We start from the raw sequence: 16,931 nt of genomic DNA, 5'->3' as shown, positions 1-16,931 counted from the left end.
CTCCCGGCAGTTGTCTGGGCTGCCGCTGTCCCATACCCGGTCAGCGGAACCCAAACATCCATGAACGTGGCGGCGAAGCGATTGACGAGACGACGTTGAGCCGTATATTCAGCCGATACTGATGACCGAGGACGTCACGCGGCGGGTGGCCGAGCGGGTTCGTGCGAGTTTCGGCCTGCGGCTGTCCACGATGCAACGGGTGACCCACGGCGCCGACCAGCACGCCCGACTGTGGCAGGCATCCACCGTCGAGGGCGCCCGGTACGCGGTCAAGCTGAGCGGCGGCGGCACCGCTGCCGGTCTGGCCGTGACGGCGTACCTGGCCGGGCAGGGTGTGCCGGGCATCGCCGCGCCGGTGCCGACCCACGATGGACGGCTGTCCGTGGACCACGACGGTCACCGTCTCTCGGTGGTGCCGTGGGTCTCCGACGAGCGGGCGGTCGACGGCTCGATGACCACGGCGCACTGGCGTGGGTACGGCGAGGTGCTGGCCGCCGTGCACGCGGTGCCGGTCACCGACGAGTTGAGTCGACTGCTGCCGGTGGGCGGCGCGGCGTACCCCTCGATCGTGGCCGCGACCCGCACGATGGCCGAGCGGCTGCGCGACCCGGACCCCGCCGGCCCGGTGGTCGCCGACCTCGCGGGGGTGTGGTCCACGGTGGCCGACCGGGTGCGGACTCTGCTCCGTGAGGTCGAGCGCCTGGCCGTCGACCAGCAGGATCGGCCCGTGCCGTTCGTCGTCTGTCACGGCGACCCACACCTGGGCAACCTGCTGCTCGGCGCGAACGGGCGGGTCTGGTTGATCGACTGGGACGACGCGGTGCTCGCTCCGCGCGAGTGCGACCTGATGTTCGTGCGCGGCGGGGTGCTCGCCTTCGCGCCGATCACACCCGAGCAGCAGCGGGCCGTCCTCGCCGGCTACGGCACGACCGACGTCGACCCGGCGCGGGTGGCCTGGTTCCTCGCGGTGCGCGCGCTCGACGACCTCAGCGACTGGACGCGCCAGGCGGTGGACGCCGACGCCGAGGCGGCCGATCGGGACCGGGCGGCGCGGATCGTGCACGGACTCGTGTCGCCGGTGGGTCTGGTCACCCTCGCCGTCGCGGCGCTGCGCGATCTCGGTGCGCGTCGCTGAGCGGCGACCGCGTCGGGGTTGGCGGGAAAAAACAAGGGCAAGGAGGTCATCCCCTCCCTGCCACTCCCAACATATAGCGCACCGGGGGCCTTGCGGCAAGACCCGGGTGGTGCAGCAGAATCACCAGCCGAAGCCCAAATCCGGGAAAATCGGGGGATTCTGTGATCGATGTAATCATTGCCGGCGGTGGACCGACCGGCCTGTGGTTGGCCAGCGAGCTGCGGCTGCAGGGGGTCCGTCCCCTCGTGCTGGAGAAGGAGGCCGAGCCGACCAGGTATGTCCGCGCGCTCGGCCTGCACGCGCGCAGCATCGAGGTGCTGGACCAGCGCGGCCTGCTGGAGCGGTTCCTCGCGCTCGGCACCCGACACCCAGTCGGTGGCTTCTTCGCCGCCATCCCCAAACCGTCGCCGGGCGGGCTGGACACCGCACACGCGTACGTCCTCGGCATTCCGCAGACCAGCACCGACCGCCTGTTGGCCGAGCACGCCAGCGCCGTCGGCGTCGAGATCCGGCGCGGCAGCGAGCTGGTCGGGCTGAGCCAGGACGCCCACGGGGTGACCGTGGAGCTGGCCGATGGCACGCGGTTGGGCGGGCGCTACCTCGTCGGCTGCGACGGTGGCCGCAGCACCGTACGCAAGCTGCTCGGCGTCGGCTTCCCGGGTGAGCCGTCGACGGTCGAGACGCTGCTGGGCGAGATGGAGGTGGGGGTGCCGCCGGAGACGGTGGCCCAGGTCGTGGCCGAGGTCCGCAAGACCCACCTCCGGTTCGGTCTCGGGCCGCTCGGCGACGGGGTCTACCGCGTCCTCGTCCCCGCCGAGGGGGTGGCCGAGGACCGCGCGGTCCCGCCGACCATCGAGGACTTCACCGACCAACTGCGGGTGTACGCGGGCACCGACTTCGGCGTCCACTCGCCGCGCTGGCTGTCCCGCTTCGGCGACGCCACCCGGCTGGCCGAGCGTTATCGGGTCGGGCGGGTGTTGCTGGCCGGGGACGCGGCGCACGTCCACCCGCCGACCGGCGGGCAGGGTCTCAACCTCGGTATCCAGGACGCCTTCAACCTTGGCTGGAAGTTGGCCGCCGACATCAACGGTTGGGCGCCGGAGGGGCTGCTGGACACCTACCACTCCGAACGACACCCGGTGGCCGCCGACGTGTTGACCAACACCCGCGCGCAGATGGAGCTGCTGTCGCCCCAGCCCGGCCCTCGGGCGGTGCGCCAGTTGTTGTCGGAGCTGTTGGACTTCGAGGACGTCAACCGGTACCTGATCGAGAAGATCACCGCGATCGGGGTCCGCTACGACGTCGGCGAGGGCCACGACCTGCTCGGCCGACACCTGCGCGATGTGCGGCTGCGGCGGGGGCGTCTCTACGCGCTGATGCACGCCGGTCGCGGACTGCTGCTCGACCAGAGTGGTCGGCTCTCGGTCGCCGGGTGGGCGGATCGGGTCGACCACGTCGTCGACACCAGCGAGGAACTGGACGTGCCCGCGGTGCTGCTCCGGCCGGACGGCCACGTGGCGTGGGTCGGCGACGACCAGACCGATCTGCTCGGTCAGCTGCCCAGATGGTTCGGCGCGCCCGCCACCTGAACGGTCAGCGTTCCACCAGGCGGGCGCTGTCGACCAACTGTCGGGGCGACCGGGCGCCGCCGAGGCTCTTCGCCTGGTACATGGCGGCGTCGGCGCGGCTGAGCGCGTCGGTGAGCTGGGCCGGACCGGTCACCGGGGCGAGCCCGACGGACGCGGTGACCCGGACGCTGGAACCGCCGAGCCGAATGGGCGCGGCGACGGTTTCGCTGAGCCGGCGGGTGGCGTGGTCGATCCAGCGCCGGTCGACGGTGGGGGTGGAGAGCAGCCCGGCGAACTCGTCGCCGCCGAGGCGGGCGACGAGGTTGTCCCCGGCGAAGCCGGCGAGCCGCTCGGCCACACTGATCAACACCTGGTCGCCGGCGGCGTGCCCGTACTGGTCGTTGATCTGTTTGAAGTCGTTGAGGTCGAGCACGACGGCGATCAGCGGTTGGCCGGCCGCGTCGGTGAGCAGGGCGGCCGCCAGGCGGTAGAAGGCGCGCCGGTTGGGCAGCCCGGTGAGCGGGTCGTGGCTCGCGGCGTGCCGCTCGGCGGCCAGCTCGGCCTGGAGGTGCCCGATCTCGACCTCGGCGCGCAGCGCCCGCCGGCGCAGTTGCCAGGAGGAGAGCAGCGCACCGGCGGCACAGATGCCGGAGGCGACACTCATCGGATCCGGCACGAACCCTCCCATCGCCTCGACCGCCTCCAGCCTCTCCGCGACGCGACGTGCCGCGTCGGGGCCAACGTTTTGCCTGATGGTTGCCCCTGTGGGGGTAACGCAAAGTGAACGGATGGCCACCGATCACGTGCGTTATCATGCTCGCCGTCCGATGCAGATGCAATAGCAGATGCACGTGCATGAACGTCCAATGTCGTTGAAACACCCCTCGCCGTCACCGCTCCTCCCACGGCCACCGGCGGGCTCGTGAGCAGAAAGACGCCTCCATGCAGCAGCCACCCAATGGCGTACCGATCCATCAGTTGCCCCCGCTGAGCTGGCAGAAGAGCCGCCGGAGCAACCCCAGCGGCAACTGTGTCGAACTCGCCGAACTGCCCGGGGGAGCGGGCATCGCGGTCCGCAACTCACGACATCCGGAGGGGCCGGCACTGATCTACACGGTGGACGAGATCGCCGCCTTCGTGCTCGGTGCGCGCGACGGCGACTTCGACCATCTGATCAACTGACCGTTCGTCGTCCGCAGCGTCCCGGCGACGAGACCGAATCGCCGGTGCGGAGGAGTTCACCTCACTGTCGGTCCATGGCATGCTTACACGTCGGCCGGGCCGGGGCGCCCGGTCACCGTGGGTCGGTGTCCGGAGGTCCGCACGTGTCGATGGTTCCTGCCGAGGGTGGCCCGACGACCGGGCCGACCGTGCTTCGGATGCTGCTCGGCGCCCAGTTGCGCCGCCTGCGGGAGTCCAGCGGGGTGACCCGGGAGGGCGCCGGCTGGGAGATCCGTTCCTCCGAATCGAAGATCAGCCGGATGGAGCTGGGTCGGGTCGGCTTCAAGGAGCGCGACGTGTCCGACCTGCTGACCCTCTACGGCGTCACAGAGGAACACGAGCGTGACGCTCTGCTCAAGCTCGCGCGTGACGCCAACAGCCCCGGCTGGTGGCACCGTTACGGTGACGTGTTGCCGACCTGGTTCCAGTCGTACCTCGGCCTGGAGGCCGCGGCCGCGCTGATCCGCAGCTACGAGGTGCAGTTCGTGCCCGGCCTCCTGCAGACCCGGGAGTACGCGAGGGCGGTCGTGCTGCTCGGGCACGGCGCGGCCGGTCCAGGCGAGATCGACCGACGCGTCGCCCTGCGGATGCAGCGCCAGCAGTTGCTTCGCCGGGACAGCCCGCCGCAGCTCTGGGCGGTGGTGGACGAGGCGGCCCTGCGTCGGCCGATCGGCGGCCCCATGGTCATGCGTGGCCAGCTCACCGCACTCATCGAGGCGACCAAGTCGCCCCACATCCGGCTCCAGGTCATTCCGTTCGCGGCCGGGGGCCACGCCGCCGCCGGGGGCGCCTTCACCATCCTGCGTTTCGGTGACCAGGAGTTGCCCGACATCGTCTACATCGAACAACTCACCAGCGCCATCTACCTCGACAAGCGCGACGACCTGGATTACTACGCGGTGGCCATGGAACGACTCTGTGTCGAGGTCGAGCCACCGGAGCGTACGGCGGAGATTCTCGGCCGGCTGCTGGACGACCTCTATCCCGCCTGATCGCCGACCGGGGCCGCGGCCCCGCCTGCCGTGGCGCTAGCATGGTCCACGATCGACGACAGTGGACAGACGTCATTGCGGGAGCTGCCTTGACCACCGACGCCACGGGCACGACGGCCGGCTCGCCGAGTGACCGGATCGACACCTCGGTGGCGCACCCGGCCCGCCGCTACAACTACTGGCTGGGCGGCAAGGACAACTTCCAGGCCGATCGGGAGTCCGGCGACGCGGTGGCGGAGGCTTTCCCGACCATCCGCACCGCCGCCCTGGAAAACCGCCGGTTCCTGCGGCGGGCGGTGGACTACCTGGCCCGCGAGGCCGGCGTCCGGCAGTTCCTCGACATCGGCACCGGCATCCCGACCGCCAACAACACCCACGAGGTCGCCCAGGCCATCGCGCCGGAGACCCGGGTGGTTTACGTGGACAACGACCCGATCGTGCTGGCCCACGCCCGCGCGCTGCTGACCAGCTCGACGGCGGGTGCCACCGCCTACATCGACGCCGACCTGCGCGACCCGCGGCGGATCATCGCCGACCCGGAGCTGAGACGCACCATCGACCTGTCGCAGCCGGTCGCCCTCATGCTTGTCGCGGTCCTGCACTTCGTGCCGGACGAGGACGATCCGTACGAGCTGGTGCGGCAGTTGCTCGACGCGCTGCCGGCGGGCAGCTTCCTGGCCGCGTCGCACGCCACCCACGACTACCTGCCACCGGAGATCGCCCCGGCGGCCAGGGCGGGGGCCCGCAACGGCGGCCCGCACGGGATGATCAGCCTGCGCACCCGGGATGAGTTCACCCGCTTCTTCGCCGGCCTCGACCTGGTCGAGCCGGGCGTCACGTCGGTCGCCGATTGGCGGGCGCAGAGCGAGCGAGGGCCGCGTCCCTCGGCCGCCGAGGTGAGCATGTACGCCGGGGTCGCCCGCCTGCCCTGACCAGGCCGGCCGTCCGCCCCGAGCGCGGGCGCGGGCGTTCAGTTCTCCGGGGCGTCGTAGCGGGCCCGAGCGGCGTGCACCTCACCGATGTGCGTCTCGGCCCACGCCTTGATCGCCCGCTGCACCGGCAGCAGGCTCTCGCCCAGCGGGGTGAGTTGGTAGTCGACCCGGGCCGGCACGCCGACGGTCACCGACCGGCTGACCAGACCGTCGCGCTCCAGTTTGCGCAGCGTCTGGGTGAGCATCTTCTGACTTGCCCCGGCCACCGTGCGGGCCAGTTCGCTGTGCCGTCGCGGCCCGTCGGCAAGCGCGCTCACCACCAGCGTCAACCACTTGTCGCTGAGCGTCGCGAGCAGTTCGTGACCCGGGCACTCGGCCAGGAAGGCGTTGTACGAACGCCGGTCCCGCTCGCGGCGCTCGCCGGCGGTCATGGTGACCATCGTGTCCCTCCCGGGTACCCAGGGCACCTCGAGGTGCCTTCTTCTCGCCGGATGCTAACGCTTCTAGCGTCGTTGGCATGAGAGCTGTGATCGTCCGCCGGTTCGGCGGCCCCGAGGTCCTGGAGATAGCCGACCGGCCCGAACCGGAGCCGGGAGTCGGGCAACTGCGGGTGCGCGTCGCCGCCGCCGGCGTCAATCGGATCGACCTGTCCACCCGCAGTGGTGCGTTGACCGCGGCCGGCCTGCTGCCACAGTTGCCCGTCGTGGGGCTGGGCTGGGATGTGGCGGGGACGGTGGACGCGGTCGGGCCGGGAGTACGACGGTTCGCGGTGGGTGCCGCGGTGATCGGGCTGCGGGACCTGCTGTCCGCGCCCGGAACCCAGGCCGAGTGGGTGGTGTTGGACGAGGGGGCGGTGGCGCGTGCCCCGCGTACCGTCGCCCCGGAGGTCGCGGCGACGCTGCCGTTGATCGGTCTCACCGCGAGCCGGTCGCTCGCCCTCACCGGCCTGGACGCCGGGCGCACGCTGCTGGTCACCGGCGCGGCCGGCGGGGTGGGTGGACTTCTGCTCGAACTGGCCGCGTTGCGCGGCATCCGGACCGTCGCCGTGGCCGACGCGCGGGACGAGGAGGTGGTCCGTTCGCTGGGCGCGGACTGGTTCGTGGCGCGGACCGACCGGCTCGGGGCGGCGGTGCGCGCGGTGGTGCCGGGCGGGGTGGACGCGGTGGTCGACGCGGCGGTCGTCGGCGTCGGCGCGCACGAGGCCTTGCGGGGTGGGGGAGTGTTCGTCGCACTCGTGGCGCCGTTCGCCCCGCCGCCGCTGCGCGCCACCCGGGTCGTCGTGCAGGAGGTCCACGCCGACGGTGCCCTCCTGGCCGAGCTGTCGGCGTTGGTCGACAGTGGTCAGCTCAGCCTGCGGCTGGCCGGTCGGCTGCCGCTGACCGAGGTGGCGGCGGCACACCAGCGGCTGGCCGCCGGGGGGTTGCGGGGGCGCCTGGTGCTGGAGCCCTGAGGCCGACGCCGCCGGCCGCCGTGCTGGCCGGCGGCGGCGTTCTCCGGATCTACGTATTGACCGACGCCGACTGGTCGAGCTAGTCTCTGTATCGATACAGACTGAATCGATACAGAGAGGTGCCGGTGAAGCCAACACTGCAAGCCGTGGCCGACGCCGTCGGCGTCTCCCGCAGCACCGTGTCCAACGCCTACAGCCGCCCCGACCAGCTCTCGGCCACCCTGCGCGAGCGGATCCTGGACGCTGCCCGGCAACTCGGTTACCCCGGTCCCAACCCCACCGCACGCTCCCTGCGCCGGGGCTTCGTCGGGTCGATCGGGGTGCTGTTCACCTCCCGCCTGTCGTACGCCTTCACCGACCCGTTCGCGGTCCGCTTCCTCGCCGGGGTCGGCGTGGCCGCCGAGCGGCACGGCACCAGCATGCTGTTGGTGCCGCTGCCGCCGGCCGTGACCGACGCCCGGCGGGCGGTGGAAAACGCCGCGGTCGACGGGTTCTGCGTCTACTGCGTGGCCGACGAGGAATGGGCGTTGGACGTGATCCGCGCCCGCGGGCTGCCGTTCGTCAGCACCGCCGCCCGCGACGACGCCGGCTCGCATGAGCGGTTCGTCGGCATCGACGAGCGGGCCGCCGCGCACAGTGTCGCCGCGCACGTCGCCGGGCTCGGCCACCGTCGGGTGGCGCTGCTCGCCGATTCCGTCGCCCCCGACGCCCCCGCCGGCCCGCTCCGCCTGTCCGGCGTGCACGAGGCGGGGCACCCCACCACGCGGGGCCGGCTCGCCGGATTCGCCGACGCGTTCGCCGAGGTCGGCGTCGAGTGGGCCGAGCTGACCCTGCTCAACGCCCCGGGCAACAGCCGGCAGGCGGCAGCCGCCGCCGTCGCCGGCCTGTTCGACTCACCGACGCCACCGACCGCCGTGTTGGCCGGCTCCGACGTGCTTGCCCTCGGTGTGCTGGACGCCCTCGAGCAGCGGCCGGGCAGCAGCCGGCCGGCCGTCTCGGTGACCGGTTTCGACGACGTCCCCGAGGCCGCCGCGGCCGGTCTCACCACGGTCCGGCAGCCAGCCGAGGAGAAGGGCCGGATCGCCGCCGAGCTCCTGCTCGACCCGCCCGCGGACGCCGCGGCCGGCCATGTGTTGTTGCCCACCGCACTCGTCGTCCGGGACTCCACCGGACCTGTCCCGAGGAGTTGACCATGGAACTTCCCAGCGGATACGTCACCGCGCTCGACGCCATGAACCGGCACGTCAACTCGGCCCGACCGGACGCCCCGGTCCAGGTCGAACGCGTCCGTCCGGCCCTGCTCGCCCCGACCCGGCAGGCCGCCGCCGTCGCCCTGCGCCGGCTCGCCGACCGCATCCAGCCGCGACCGCTGCCCGCCGCGCCGCCCTGCTCCTGACCTGATCGAAACTCATTCCGGCACGCACGGGACGAACAGTGTGGGTCCGGGCACGCAGGGTGGTCGAGGAGGGCGCGGCCAGGCAGACTGGTGAAGCCATGTCGCCTTTCACGCCCACCCTCCGTCTGCACGACCGCTACGTACTGCACGAGCGGATCGGCCTCGGTGGCATGTCCGAGGTGTGGCGGGCCGACGACGACGTGCTCGGCCGACCGGTCGCGATCAAGGTTCTCGCCGGGCAGCTCGCCGCCGACCCGCAACTGCGGGCCACCATCCAACGCGAGGCCCGCGCGGCCGCCCGGCTGACCCACCCCCACGTGACCCAGGTGTACGACTACGCCGAGGCGACCCTGGCCGGCGGCGTCGTGGTCCCGTACCTGGTGATGGAGCTCGTCGACGGCCACAACCTGGCCGACCGGCTGCGGACCGGGCCGCTGCCCTGGCCGGAGGCGGTCCGGGTGGCCGGGCAGATCGCCGCCGCGCTCGCCGCCGCGCACCGCATCGGCGTCGTGCACCGCGACGTCAAGCCGGGCAACGTCATGCTCACCGACACCGGCGCCAAGGTGCTCGACTTCGGCATCGCGGCGCTCGGCGGCCTCGACAGCCAGTCCGGCGAGCCGCTGATGGGCACACCCGCCTACTTCGCCCCGGAACGGCTGGCCGCCGGCCCGCCCGACCCGGCCAGTGACGTGTACGCCCTCGGTGCGCTGCTCTACCGCACCCTCACCGGGCAGGCGCCGCTGCCGGTGCAGAGCTGGGAGGACGCGCTGGAGGTGCACCGCCGCGGCACGCCGGTGCCGCCGCTGCGGGTGCCCGGCCTCCCCGCCGACATCGCCGCGTTGACCCTCGCCTGCCTGGCCGCCAACCCGGCCGACCGGCCCAGCGCCGCGCACCTGGCCCGCCGCTTCGGCGCCGGCCAGCCGGTCGAGCCGCCCACCGAGCTGCTGCGCGTCTCACCGGCGCACCCGCCCACCGAGCTGCTGCGCGTCCCACCGGCGGCGCACCCGCCCACCCTGATCGACCGCTTGGCGGCCCGCCCCGCCCCGGTCGCCGCCGAGCCGCCCCGCCGTCGGTCCCGCCGGCCTCTCGCCGTGCTTGTCGCGGCCGGCCTCGCCGTGCTCGTCGGTGTCGGCGCCCTGTTCGCCGAGGGCCCCTTCGGCACGCCCAGCTCGCCGCAGGTGGCCGCCCCGCCGTCGACCGCCGCCCCGAAACCCGCGCCCACGACGCACTCGCCGACGCCGGCGGCGCCCTCCTCGCCCCGACCCAGCGCCAGCACCGCGCCCCCGACCGCCGGGCAGCAGGTGCCGGTCAGCCTCCGGGAGGTGACCGGCGAGTTCGCCGCCGTCCTCGCCGGGGCGGTCGCCCGCGGCGACGTGGACCGCAAGACCGCCGAGGATCTGCGCGATGACCTCGCCGACCTCAACCGGCACACCAGGGACCGGTCCAGGCGCGTCGCCGACCTGCGCGGACGCATCGCCGAGTTGGTGGAACGCGACCGCCTACCCGCGCAGACGGGTGCCCAACTGGACGCTCTGCTGACCCGGGCCAGCGACTTCTCCGTCGGCCGTACGGACGACTGATAACGCTGTCGATGCCGCTGGCATGATGTGCCGATGCGGACACGTCTGATCTTCGTGCGACATGGCGAGTCGCTCCACCAGCTCGAAGGAATCGTGGGCGGGCCACGGGGCTGCCGGGGCCTCACCCCCCTCGGCCACGAGCAGGCACACGACCTGGCCAACCGGCTCACCCGTGACGTTGCCGCCGACGGGCCGGTGGCGGTCTACTCGTCCGTGCTGCGCCGAGCCGTCGAGACCGCGCAACCGATCGGGGCGGCGTTCGGCGTCCGACCGGTGGCCGACTGTGGCCTGTGCACCTGGCACACACCCCCGTACGCCGACGGCCTGCCGACCGCCCGCTTCCGCACCGAGCACGCGGTGGCCGGTGGCGGGGTGTTCCGGCCGTTCGAGGAGGGCAACGAGAGCTGGGCGGAGCTGGTGGTCCGGGTCAGCCGCGCGATCATGGAGATCGCCCATCGGCACCGGGGCGCCACGGTGGTGCTGGTCGGCCACAGCGAGACCGTCGAGGGCGCGTTCCACGCGCTCGCCGCGCAGCCGATCTTCCGGGCGTTCGACCTCGACGTGCCCCCGGCGTCGATCACCGAATGGACAAGCGACCACGACCCCGGCGGTTGGCCGCCGGCCCGTTGGACTCTGCGTCGCTTCGGCGACGTCGGCGGGTGGGCCAGCGCGTGATCCATGGGTGTCGCCGGCACGGCGTGGTCAACCACCGCGTCGCGACGGTCGTAGTCTCAGCGGCATGACGACAACGCAGACGCACACCCTCGCCGTACCCGGCGTCGACCTGGTCTACGACGTCTGCGGCCCGCTGCCCCCGTCCGACGGGCGCCCCGTCCTGCTCCTGATCGGTCAACCGATGGCGGCGGAGGGCTTCACCGCGCTCGCCCCGCACTTCACCGACCGCACCGTGGTCACCTACGACCCGCGTGGCCTCGGCCGGAGCGTCCGCACGGACGGTCGCACCGACCACACGCCGCAGCAGCAGGCGGCCGACCTGCACCAGCTGATCGAGGCGCTCGGCGCCGGCCCGGTCGACCTGTTCGCCAGCAGTGGCGGTGCGGTGACGGCGCTCGAACTCGTCGCGGCCTACCCGGGCGACGTCGGCACGTTGGTGGCGCACGAGCCGCCGATCAACGCGGTGCTGCCCGACGCCTCGGCCGCCGAGCGCGCCCGGGCCGACTTCTACCAGGCGTACCAGACGAAGGGCGCCGGTGCGGGCATGGCCGCGTTCATCGCGATGACCTCGTGGCAGGGTGAGTTCACCGACGCCTACTTCGCCCGGCCCGCGGCCGACCCGGTGACGTTCGGTCTGTCCACCGAGGACGACGGCAGCCGCGACGATCCGCTGCTGTCGGACCTCTCCTGGGCGATCAGCGACTACCGCCCCGACGTGAGCCGGCTCGCCGCGGCACCGACGCGGATCGTGGTCGCCGTCGGCGAGGAGTCGACGGGCACGTACACCGCGCGCACGGCTCTCGGCCTGGCGGCCCTGCTCGGCCAGGAGGCCGTGGTGTTCCCGAGTCACCACGGCGGTTTCCTCGGTGGCGAGTTCGGCTACGCGGGCAAGCCCGAGGAGTTCGCGGCACGGCTGCGGGAGGTGTTGGACGCCGCCTGAGCGCCCGCGTCACTCCGCCAGGAGCTGCTCCCGCAGGATCTCGGCGTGCCCGCAGTGCTGGGCCAGCTCGCGCAGCACGTGCAGGTACACCCAGCGCAGCGGCAGCGGGCCGCGCCGGTTGCCGCGGAGCACGTCGTCCAGGCCCAGCGAGGATGTCGCCCGGCGGGAGGCAACGCATGCCTCGCGGTGTGCTCGCTGGACGCTGGCGATCGTGTCGTCGTCGTCGAGGATGAACGACTCGTCCGGCGTGGCGGCGATGCCGATCTCGGCGCGGGACCGGCACGTGACGGCCTCGTCGAACCAGACCATCTCCACGAAGGTGGCGTGCTTCACCAGACCCAGCAGCGTGGTCCGGGACGGCACCAACGAGCGGCGCGCCTGCTCCTCGGTCAGCCCGTCCAGACAGCCGTTGAGTGCGCTGCGGTGCTCGTCGATGAACGTCTCGATCTGCGTCTGCGCCGGCTGGTCGATGACATCGTCGGCGAAGGTGCCCGGATAGGAAGTCACAGGCGAAGCATCGCAACGTCCCTGGCGCGGCGCAAACACCAGCCACTCAGCCGAAGGAGAGAAGAGCGCCGCGCTCGTCGAAGCGGGCCGAGCCGGCCCAGGCGATCTCCCAGCGGTTGCCCTCCGGGTCGGCGATGTAACCGGAGCGCCCACCCCAGGGCCGGTCGGTCGGCTCCGCCACCACGGTCGCGCCCGCCGCGACCGCCGCGGCGAAAGCCCCGTCGACCTCCTCGCGACTGTCGACATTGCAGGCCAGGGTGACGCCGGACCAACCTCCGGCCGGGGCGGGCACACCCGGCGCGGCCTCGGCGGCCAGCTCCGGCAGCCCGAAGAGCGCGAACAGCACACCACCGAGCAGGAAGGCCGACCAGTCGTCGTCGCTGGACGGCAGCTCGGGCCACCCCAACGACCGGTAGAAGGACCGCAGCACGCCGATGTCGCGTGCGCCCAGCGTGACCACGGACAGGCGGGAGGGGACGGTGCTCATCAGCCGATCCTGCCCGAGGCGTACGGCAACACGCCACGCGTCGTCGTTCAGTCGGCGCGGCCGGCGAAGTGGTCGGCAAGCACCGGTGCCAGCACCTCGTCCGAAACGCCGTGCCACTCGCCGGGCAGCGTGCGGTGCCGCCCGCCGGGCAACGTCTTGGCCACCGCCCGCGCCCAGCCTCGCAGCCGTGCGTCGCTCTGCTCACTGTCGAGCACCAACGTCGGGATCGTGAGTGTGGTCAATGCCTCGGCCGGCAGGGCCGTGAGCAGGGTGAGGTCGTAGACCAGCGTGTGCGCCAAGGCTTTCATGGCCGGCCAGCCCGGCCCGTCGCGCATGCCGTTGATCATCTCCGCCGGCACTCCGATGCTCCGCTAGAAATGCAGCACCGCGTCGCCGCGCCGCCCGTCGGCTGCCAGCCTGGTGATGTCCGCGGCCAGGTCCGGCTCGTCGGGCGACTGCTCGTCCTGCTCGAACGGCGGCTCCAGCACGGCCCAACCGGTTGACTGGCAGGCCACCGGTCACGGCGAGCAGCGCCAGCACCGCGCCGGAGGAGAAGCCGTAGAGGGCGGCAGACCCGCCCGCCGCGTCGTCGATAGGCGGTGGGCCCGACATCACCGGCCCGTTCAACCGAGGCTGGCGCTGACCGACTCGCCCGGCTCGGTGCCCGCGCGCGCGACGACCTCTCCCTCCGGCGTCCACACCCCGGACCGTCCGGCCGCTTCGGTGTAGCCACCGCCGGTCGAGCCGGCGCAACTCGCCACCGCCACCCAGACCCGCTGGGCGGTCGCGATCCGGTGCGCCCGCTGGTCGATCACGGCGGCGTCGCGTGCGGACTCCACGACACCCGCCGCGTACACGTCGATCCCGAGCGCCGCGGTCCGCTCCGCGTGCGCGGCGACGCCGGTGTCCTTGCAGACCGCCAGCCCCACCCGCCAGCCGTCCACAGCGAGCACTGCGGGCGTGTCGCCCGGCCGGAACCGGCGGGCTTCCGCGTCACCCAGCCACATCTTGCGGTACGCCACCGTCACTCCGTCGCCGCTCACCGCCAGCACCGCGATGTGGTCGCCCGCGACCGGCGCGCCGACCAGGGCCAACGTGCCCGTCTCGGCGCACGCCTCGACCAACGGCCCCAACCGCGGGTCGTCGACCGACACGACCGGCGCGTCCAACTCGTACCCGGTCAGGGACAGCTCCGGAAAGACCACCACCCGGGCACCCGCCGCCCGGACCGCGGCGGCGTGTGCCCGCGCGTTCGCCGCGACATCCCGGGGTACGCACAGTGGCTGCGCCACCGCGAGCCGCAGTGGGGTGTGGTTTTCCGCACCCCCGCCGGTGTGGTCGCCCCGCGGGGCCGGGCGGTCAACCGCATGGTCGGCTCTCAGGATCACTTCGTACGGTGGGTGCATGATTCGAACGTCCCACGCCGTGCTCGCCACCGGAACCCCCACCGCCGTAGCGGAACCACCGGAGGGTGGGATCGTCGGCTACGTCAGTGACCTGGTGGAACGACTCGGCGGGCCGGGCGCGGGTCTGGCCGTGGCGTTGGAGAATCTGTTTCCGCCGATCCCCAGTGAGGTGATTCTGCCGCTGGCCGGGTTCGTCGCGGCGCAGGGCCGGATGAGTCTGGTCGGCGCGATCTTCTGGACCACGCTGGGCTCGGCGGTGGGCGCGGTGGCGCTCTACCTGGTCGGCGCGTCGCTGGGGCGCGACCGGATGCGCGCCATCGTGGCCCGGCTGCCGCTGGTGAAGCTCAGCGACGTGGACCGGACCGAGGCGTGGTTCCTCCGGCACGGCGTGAAGGCCGTCTTCTTCGGCCGGATGATTCCGATCTTCCGAAGCCTGATCTCCATTCCGGCCGGGGTGGAGCGCATGCCGATGGGCACGTTCCTGCTCTACACCACGCTGGGCAGCCTGATCTGGAACACCACCTTCGTACTCGCCGGCTACTTCCTCGGCGACAACTGGCACCTCGTCGAGGGGTACGCGGGCACGCTGCAGAAAATGGTGATCGTGGTCTGCGCGGCGGCGGCCGCCTGGTTCGTCGGGTCCCGCGTGCTGCGAGCCCGCCGTGCCGCCCGCGACCCCGAGCGGGCCGATCCCGACGCCGCCGGTTTTGGCGAGCCGACGCTCGGGGTGCCCGATCCGGGTGGGCGCGGCACCCTCTACCGCAGCGGTACGTGGACCTCCGACGAGCGCTAGGGCCTGTGTCACCGCGGGAGTGCGGGCGACGGACTCGGAGCGCCAGGTGACGGTGGAGCGTCGCGTCGGGCCTCGCCTGCGGCTGCCGGTTCTCGTCGCCGCCGGCAGCGCGACCGGCGCTGTCGAGCTTGCCTTCCTGGTCGTCGCGGCCGTCGCACTCGGCGTGTCCGCGCCGGTGCCGCCGGCCGCTCGCGTGGCCGCCAGGCTCACCCAGCGGTACGCCGGCCGGCTCGTCCGCCTGGAACGCGGCCGGCTCGATCGACTGCTGCCCGGTAGCGAGCTGCCCGCGGTCGACGCGCTGGCGACCCGGCGGCAGGTCGGCTACCTGGCGGCCCGACTCCTGCCCGCTGCGCTCGGCCTCCTGGCGTACGCGATGCTCGGCGTCGGCCTGGTGTTGGCCGGGATCGTGCTGCGCGCGGCGGTACGCGGCGAGCTGTCCCTGCTCGACACCCTGGCGCAGGTCGCCGTCGGAGTGGTGCTGCTGCTGCTCAACGTCCAAGCGCTCGCCAGCGTCGCCGCGCTGGACGTCCGGATGGCACGACGGCTGCTCGGCGCGGGCAGTCGGGCCGAGCTGGCGCGGCGGGTCGACGAGCTGACCAGCAGCCGGGCCGGAGTCATCGCCGCCGTCGACGCCGAACGGCAGCGCATCGAACGCGACCTGCACGACGGCCTCCAGCAGCGGCTGGTCGCCCTCGGCATGCTGCTCGGCCGGGCTCGGCGTGCCCGCGACGCCGACCGCACCGCCGCCCTGCTCGTCCAGGCGCACGAGGACGTGCAGCGGGCCATCACGGAACTCCGCGAGGTGGCGTGGCGGGTCTACCCGTCGGCGCTGGACGGCAGCGACCTCGGCGAGGTGCTCGCCATGGTCGCCCGTCGCTCCGCGGTGCCGGTGCGGATCCGCTGCGATCTGCCGGTCCGCCCCGATCGGCAGATCGAGACGGTGCTGTACTTCGTGGCCTGCGAAGCGCTCACCAATGCCGCGAAGCACGCCGCCGCTACGCTGGTCGCGGTCGAGATCGGGGTACGGGAGGGGTGGGTCCGGATGCGCGTACACGATGATGGTGTCGGCGGCGCGGACCCCGGCGGGCGCGGTTTGTCCGGCCTGGCCCGACGGGTCGCCGCTCTGGACGGCCGGCTGCGGGTGACCAGCCCGGCCGGCGGCCCGACCACCGTGCTGGTGGAGCTGCCGTGCGGCTAGTCCTCGCCGAAGACTCGACGCTGCTCCGGGAGGGCCTGACGCGCCTGCTCGCGGAGGAGGAGCACGAGGTGGTCGCGGCGGTCGGCACCGCCGACGAACTGGTCGAGGCGGTCGGACGGACCCGTCCGGAGGTGGTCGTCACCGACGTCCGGATGCCGCCCACCCACACCGACGACGGGCTGCGTGCCGCCCTGGAGATCCGTCGACGCTGGCCCGCCACCGGCGTCCTGGTGCTCTCCCAGTACGTCGAGCGGCGCTTCGCTGGCCGGTTGCTGGCGGACCGTCCCGAAGGGGTCGGCTACCTGCTGAAGGACCGGGTCGCCCAGGTGGACGACTTCCTCGACGCACTCGACCGGGTCGCCGCCGGGGGCACCGCGCTCGACCCGGAGGTGGTTCGTCAGGTCGTGGCCGGCTCGGAACGGCCCGACCCGTTCGGGCGGCTCACACCACGCGAACGGGACGTCCTGCACGAAATGGCCCAGGGACACACGAACAGCGCGATCGCCCAACGCCTGCACGTGTCGCAGAGCGCGGTGGAGAAGCACGTCAACGCCATCTTCGACAAGCTCGGCCTCGCGGAGGCGACCGGCTACAGCCGGAGGATCCTCGCCATCCTGCGCTATCTGGACACCTGACCCACGTACGCCGCAC

General features: G+C 72.8%; 20 protein-coding genes. 14 read left to right on the top strand and 6 right to left on the bottom strand.

Annotation, left to right across the window (positions count from 1 at the left end; all coding sequences use genetic code 11):
• Positions 1-121 precede the first annotated feature (121 nt).
• The gene (locus tag AB0B14_RS07395; RefSeq protein WP_357076233.1) at positions 122-1,135 is read left to right on the top strand and encodes an aminoglycoside phosphotransferase family protein; all 1,014 of its coding nucleotides are present in this window, start codon (positions 122-124) and stop codon (positions 1,133-1,135) included.
• Between the two features lie 161 nt (positions 1,136-1,296).
• Positions 1,297-2,724, top strand: coding sequence for a rifampin monooxygenase (gene rox / locus AB0B14_RS07390; protein ID WP_357076236.1), 1,428 nt, complete (start codon positions 1,297-1,299; stop codon positions 2,722-2,724).
• A 4-nt stretch (positions 2,725-2,728) separates the two neighbouring features.
• Here rox and AB0B14_RS07385 read toward each other — a convergent pair whose 3' ends face one another.
• Positions 2,729-3,379 carry a GGDEF domain-containing protein gene (locus AB0B14_RS07385; protein ID WP_357076239.1) on the bottom strand — a complete coding sequence of 217 codons (651 nt, stop codon included), beginning with the start codon at positions 3,377-3,379 and terminating at the stop codon, positions 2,729-2,731.
• Positions 3,380-3,645: 266 nt separating this feature from the next.
• Between AB0B14_RS07385 and AB0B14_RS07380 the strand changes: the two genes are divergently transcribed.
• The 3 genes from AB0B14_RS07380 to AB0B14_RS07370 all read left to right on the top strand — a co-directional run bounded on the left by AB0B14_RS07380 (position 3,646) and on the right by AB0B14_RS07370 (position 5,848).
• Complete coding sequence (locus AB0B14_RS07380) at positions 3,646-3,885, top strand: DUF397 domain-containing protein (protein ID WP_074309213.1); 240 nt, start codon at positions 3,646-3,648, stop codon at positions 3,883-3,885.
• 143 nt (positions 3,886-4,028) lie between these two features.
• Positions 4,029-4,916 carry a helix-turn-helix transcriptional regulator gene (locus tag AB0B14_RS07375; protein ID WP_357521817.1) on the top strand — a complete coding sequence of 296 codons (888 nt, stop codon included), beginning with the start codon at positions 4,029-4,031 and terminating at the stop codon, positions 4,914-4,916.
• Positions 4,917-5,005: 89 nt separating this feature from the next.
• Positions 5,006-5,848, top strand: coding sequence for an SAM-dependent methyltransferase (locus tag AB0B14_RS07370; protein WP_357076245.1), 843 nt, complete (start codon positions 5,006-5,008; stop codon positions 5,846-5,848).
• Between the two features lie 38 nt (positions 5,849-5,886).
• Here AB0B14_RS07370 and AB0B14_RS07365 read toward each other — a convergent pair whose 3' ends face one another.
• The gene (locus AB0B14_RS07365; RefSeq protein WP_357521815.1) at positions 5,887-6,288 is read right to left on the bottom strand and encodes a helix-turn-helix domain-containing protein; all 402 of its coding nucleotides are present in this window, start codon (positions 6,286-6,288) and stop codon (positions 5,887-5,889) included.
• Between the two features lie 77 nt (positions 6,289-6,365).
• On the opposite strand from AB0B14_RS07365, the gene AB0B14_RS07360 reads away from it, so the two are divergent.
• The 6 genes from AB0B14_RS07360 to AB0B14_RS07335 all read left to right on the top strand — a co-directional run bounded on the left by AB0B14_RS07360 (position 6,366) and on the right by AB0B14_RS07335 (position 11,889).
• Positions 6,366-7,298 (top strand): NADP-dependent oxidoreductase, encoded by a 933-nt coding sequence (locus AB0B14_RS07360; protein WP_357521813.1) that lies wholly within the window; start codon positions 6,366-6,368, stop codon positions 7,296-7,298.
• Positions 7,299-7,444: 146 nt separating this feature from the next.
• Positions 7,445-8,488 carry a LacI family DNA-binding transcriptional regulator gene (locus AB0B14_RS07355; RefSeq protein ID WP_357521811.1) on the top strand — a complete coding sequence of 348 codons (1,044 nt, stop codon included), beginning with the start codon at positions 7,445-7,447 and terminating at the stop codon, positions 8,486-8,488.
• Between the two features lie 2 nt (positions 8,489-8,490).
• Positions 8,491-8,694 carry a hypothetical protein gene (locus AB0B14_RS07350; protein ID WP_357076257.1) on the top strand — a complete coding sequence of 68 codons (204 nt, stop codon included), beginning with the start codon at positions 8,491-8,493 and terminating at the stop codon, positions 8,692-8,694.
• A gap of 98 nt (positions 8,695-8,792) precedes the next feature.
• A complete protein-coding gene (locus AB0B14_RS07345; RefSeq protein WP_357521809.1) occupies positions 8,793-10,274 on the top strand; it encodes a protein kinase in 1,482 nt (493 codons plus the stop codon).
• 33 nt (positions 10,275-10,307) lie between these two features.
• On the top strand, positions 10,308-10,949 hold the full coding sequence (locus AB0B14_RS07340; RefSeq protein ID WP_357076263.1) for a histidine phosphatase family protein: 642 nt from the start codon (positions 10,308-10,310) through the stop codon (positions 10,947-10,949).
• A gap of 64 nt (positions 10,950-11,013) precedes the next feature.
• Positions 11,014-11,889: an alpha/beta hydrolase gene (locus AB0B14_RS07335; protein WP_357076266.1), complete on the top strand. Its 876-nt coding sequence runs from the start codon at positions 11,014-11,016 to the stop codon at positions 11,887-11,889.
• A gap of 9 nt (positions 11,890-11,898) precedes the next feature.
• On the opposite strand, the gene AB0B14_RS07330 is transcribed toward AB0B14_RS07335, so the two are convergent.
• The 4 genes from AB0B14_RS07330 to AB0B14_RS07315 form a co-directional block, all read right to left on the bottom strand.
• The gene (locus AB0B14_RS07330; RefSeq protein ID WP_357521807.1) at positions 11,899-12,396 is read right to left on the bottom strand and encodes a DinB family protein; all 498 of its coding nucleotides are present in this window, start codon (positions 12,394-12,396) and stop codon (positions 11,899-11,901) included.
• 46 nt (positions 12,397-12,442) lie between these two features.
• Positions 12,443-12,883, bottom strand: a complete 441-nt coding sequence (locus AB0B14_RS07325) for a VOC family protein (RefSeq protein ID WP_357521805.1) — start codon at positions 12,881-12,883, stop codon at positions 12,443-12,445.
• 47 nt (positions 12,884-12,930) lie between these two features.
• Positions 12,931-13,242, bottom strand: a complete 312-nt coding sequence (locus tag AB0B14_RS07320; protein WP_357521802.1) for a hypothetical protein — start codon at positions 13,240-13,242, stop codon at positions 12,931-12,933.
• A gap of 264 nt (positions 13,243-13,506) precedes the next feature.
• On the bottom strand, positions 13,507-14,289 hold the full coding sequence (locus AB0B14_RS07315) for a carbon-nitrogen hydrolase family protein (RefSeq protein ID WP_357076278.1): 783 nt from the start codon (positions 14,287-14,289) through the stop codon (positions 13,507-13,509).
• Between AB0B14_RS07315 and AB0B14_RS07310 the strand changes: the two genes are divergently transcribed.
• The 3 genes from AB0B14_RS07310 to AB0B14_RS07300 are packed head-to-tail and all read left to right on the top strand — an operon-like array spanning position 14,288 to position 16,915.
• Complete coding sequence (locus AB0B14_RS07310) at positions 14,288-15,082, top strand: DedA family protein (protein ID WP_357076281.1); 795 nt, start codon at positions 14,288-14,290, stop codon at positions 15,080-15,082. The genes AB0B14_RS07315 and AB0B14_RS07310 overlap by 2 nt on opposite strands.
• Before the next feature lie 46 nt (positions 15,083-15,128).
• Complete coding sequence (locus AB0B14_RS07305) at positions 15,129-16,280, top strand: histidine kinase (RefSeq protein ID WP_357521800.1); 1,152 nt, start codon at positions 15,129-15,131, stop codon at positions 16,278-16,280.
• On the top strand, positions 16,271-16,915 hold the full coding sequence (locus AB0B14_RS07300; RefSeq protein WP_357076286.1) for a response regulator transcription factor: 645 nt from the start codon (positions 16,271-16,273) through the stop codon (positions 16,913-16,915). The genes AB0B14_RS07305 and AB0B14_RS07300 overlap by 10 nt, the downstream gene beginning before the upstream one ends.
• Positions 16,916-16,931: the final 16 nt, after the last annotated feature.

It is taken from the genome of Micromonospora sp. NPDC049171 (genome assembly GCF_040648275.1).
In the GTDB taxonomy this organism is placed as follows: domain Bacteria; phylum Actinomycetota; class Actinomycetes; order Mycobacteriales; family Micromonosporaceae; genus Micromonospora.
Note: the sequence above shows the minus strand (reverse complement) of the source record. Positions and strands in the feature narration are given on the sequence as shown.

Coding starts and splice junctions, on each gene's coding strand:
- AB0B14_RS07315 (WP_357076278.1), bottom strand. CDS start 14,289: ATGCACCCACCGTACGAAGTGATCCTGAGAGCCGACCATGCGGTTGAC.
- AB0B14_RS07395 (WP_357076233.1), top strand. CDS start 122: ATGACCGAGGACGTCACGCGGCGGGTGGCCGAGCGGGTTCGTGCGAGT.
- AB0B14_RS07335 (WP_357076266.1), top strand. CDS start 11,014: ATGACGACAACGCAGACGCACACCCTCGCCGTACCCGGCGTCGACCTG.
- AB0B14_RS07325 (WP_357521805.1), bottom strand. CDS start 12,883: ATGAGCACCGTCCCCTCCCGCCTGTCCGTGGTCACGCTGGGCGCACGC.
- AB0B14_RS07310 (WP_357076281.1), top strand. CDS start 14,288: ATGATTCGAACGTCCCACGCCGTGCTCGCCACCGGAACCCCCACCGCC.
- AB0B14_RS07340 (WP_357076263.1), top strand. CDS start 10,308: ATGCGGACACGTCTGATCTTCGTGCGACATGGCGAGTCGCTCCACCAG.
- AB0B14_RS07365 (WP_357521815.1), bottom strand. CDS start 6,288: ATGGTCACCATGACCGCCGGCGAGCGCCGCGAGCGGGACCGGCGTTCG.
- AB0B14_RS07360 (WP_357521813.1), top strand. CDS start 6,366: ATGAGAGCTGTGATCGTCCGCCGGTTCGGCGGCCCCGAGGTCCTGGAG.
- AB0B14_RS07380 (WP_074309213.1), top strand. CDS start 3,646: ATGCAGCAGCCACCCAATGGCGTACCGATCCATCAGTTGCCCCCGCTG.
- AB0B14_RS07345 (WP_357521809.1), top strand. CDS start 8,793: ATGTCGCCTTTCACGCCCACCCTCCGTCTGCACGACCGCTACGTACTG.
- AB0B14_RS07350 (WP_357076257.1), top strand. CDS start 8,491: ATGGAACTTCCCAGCGGATACGTCACCGCGCTCGACGCCATGAACCGG.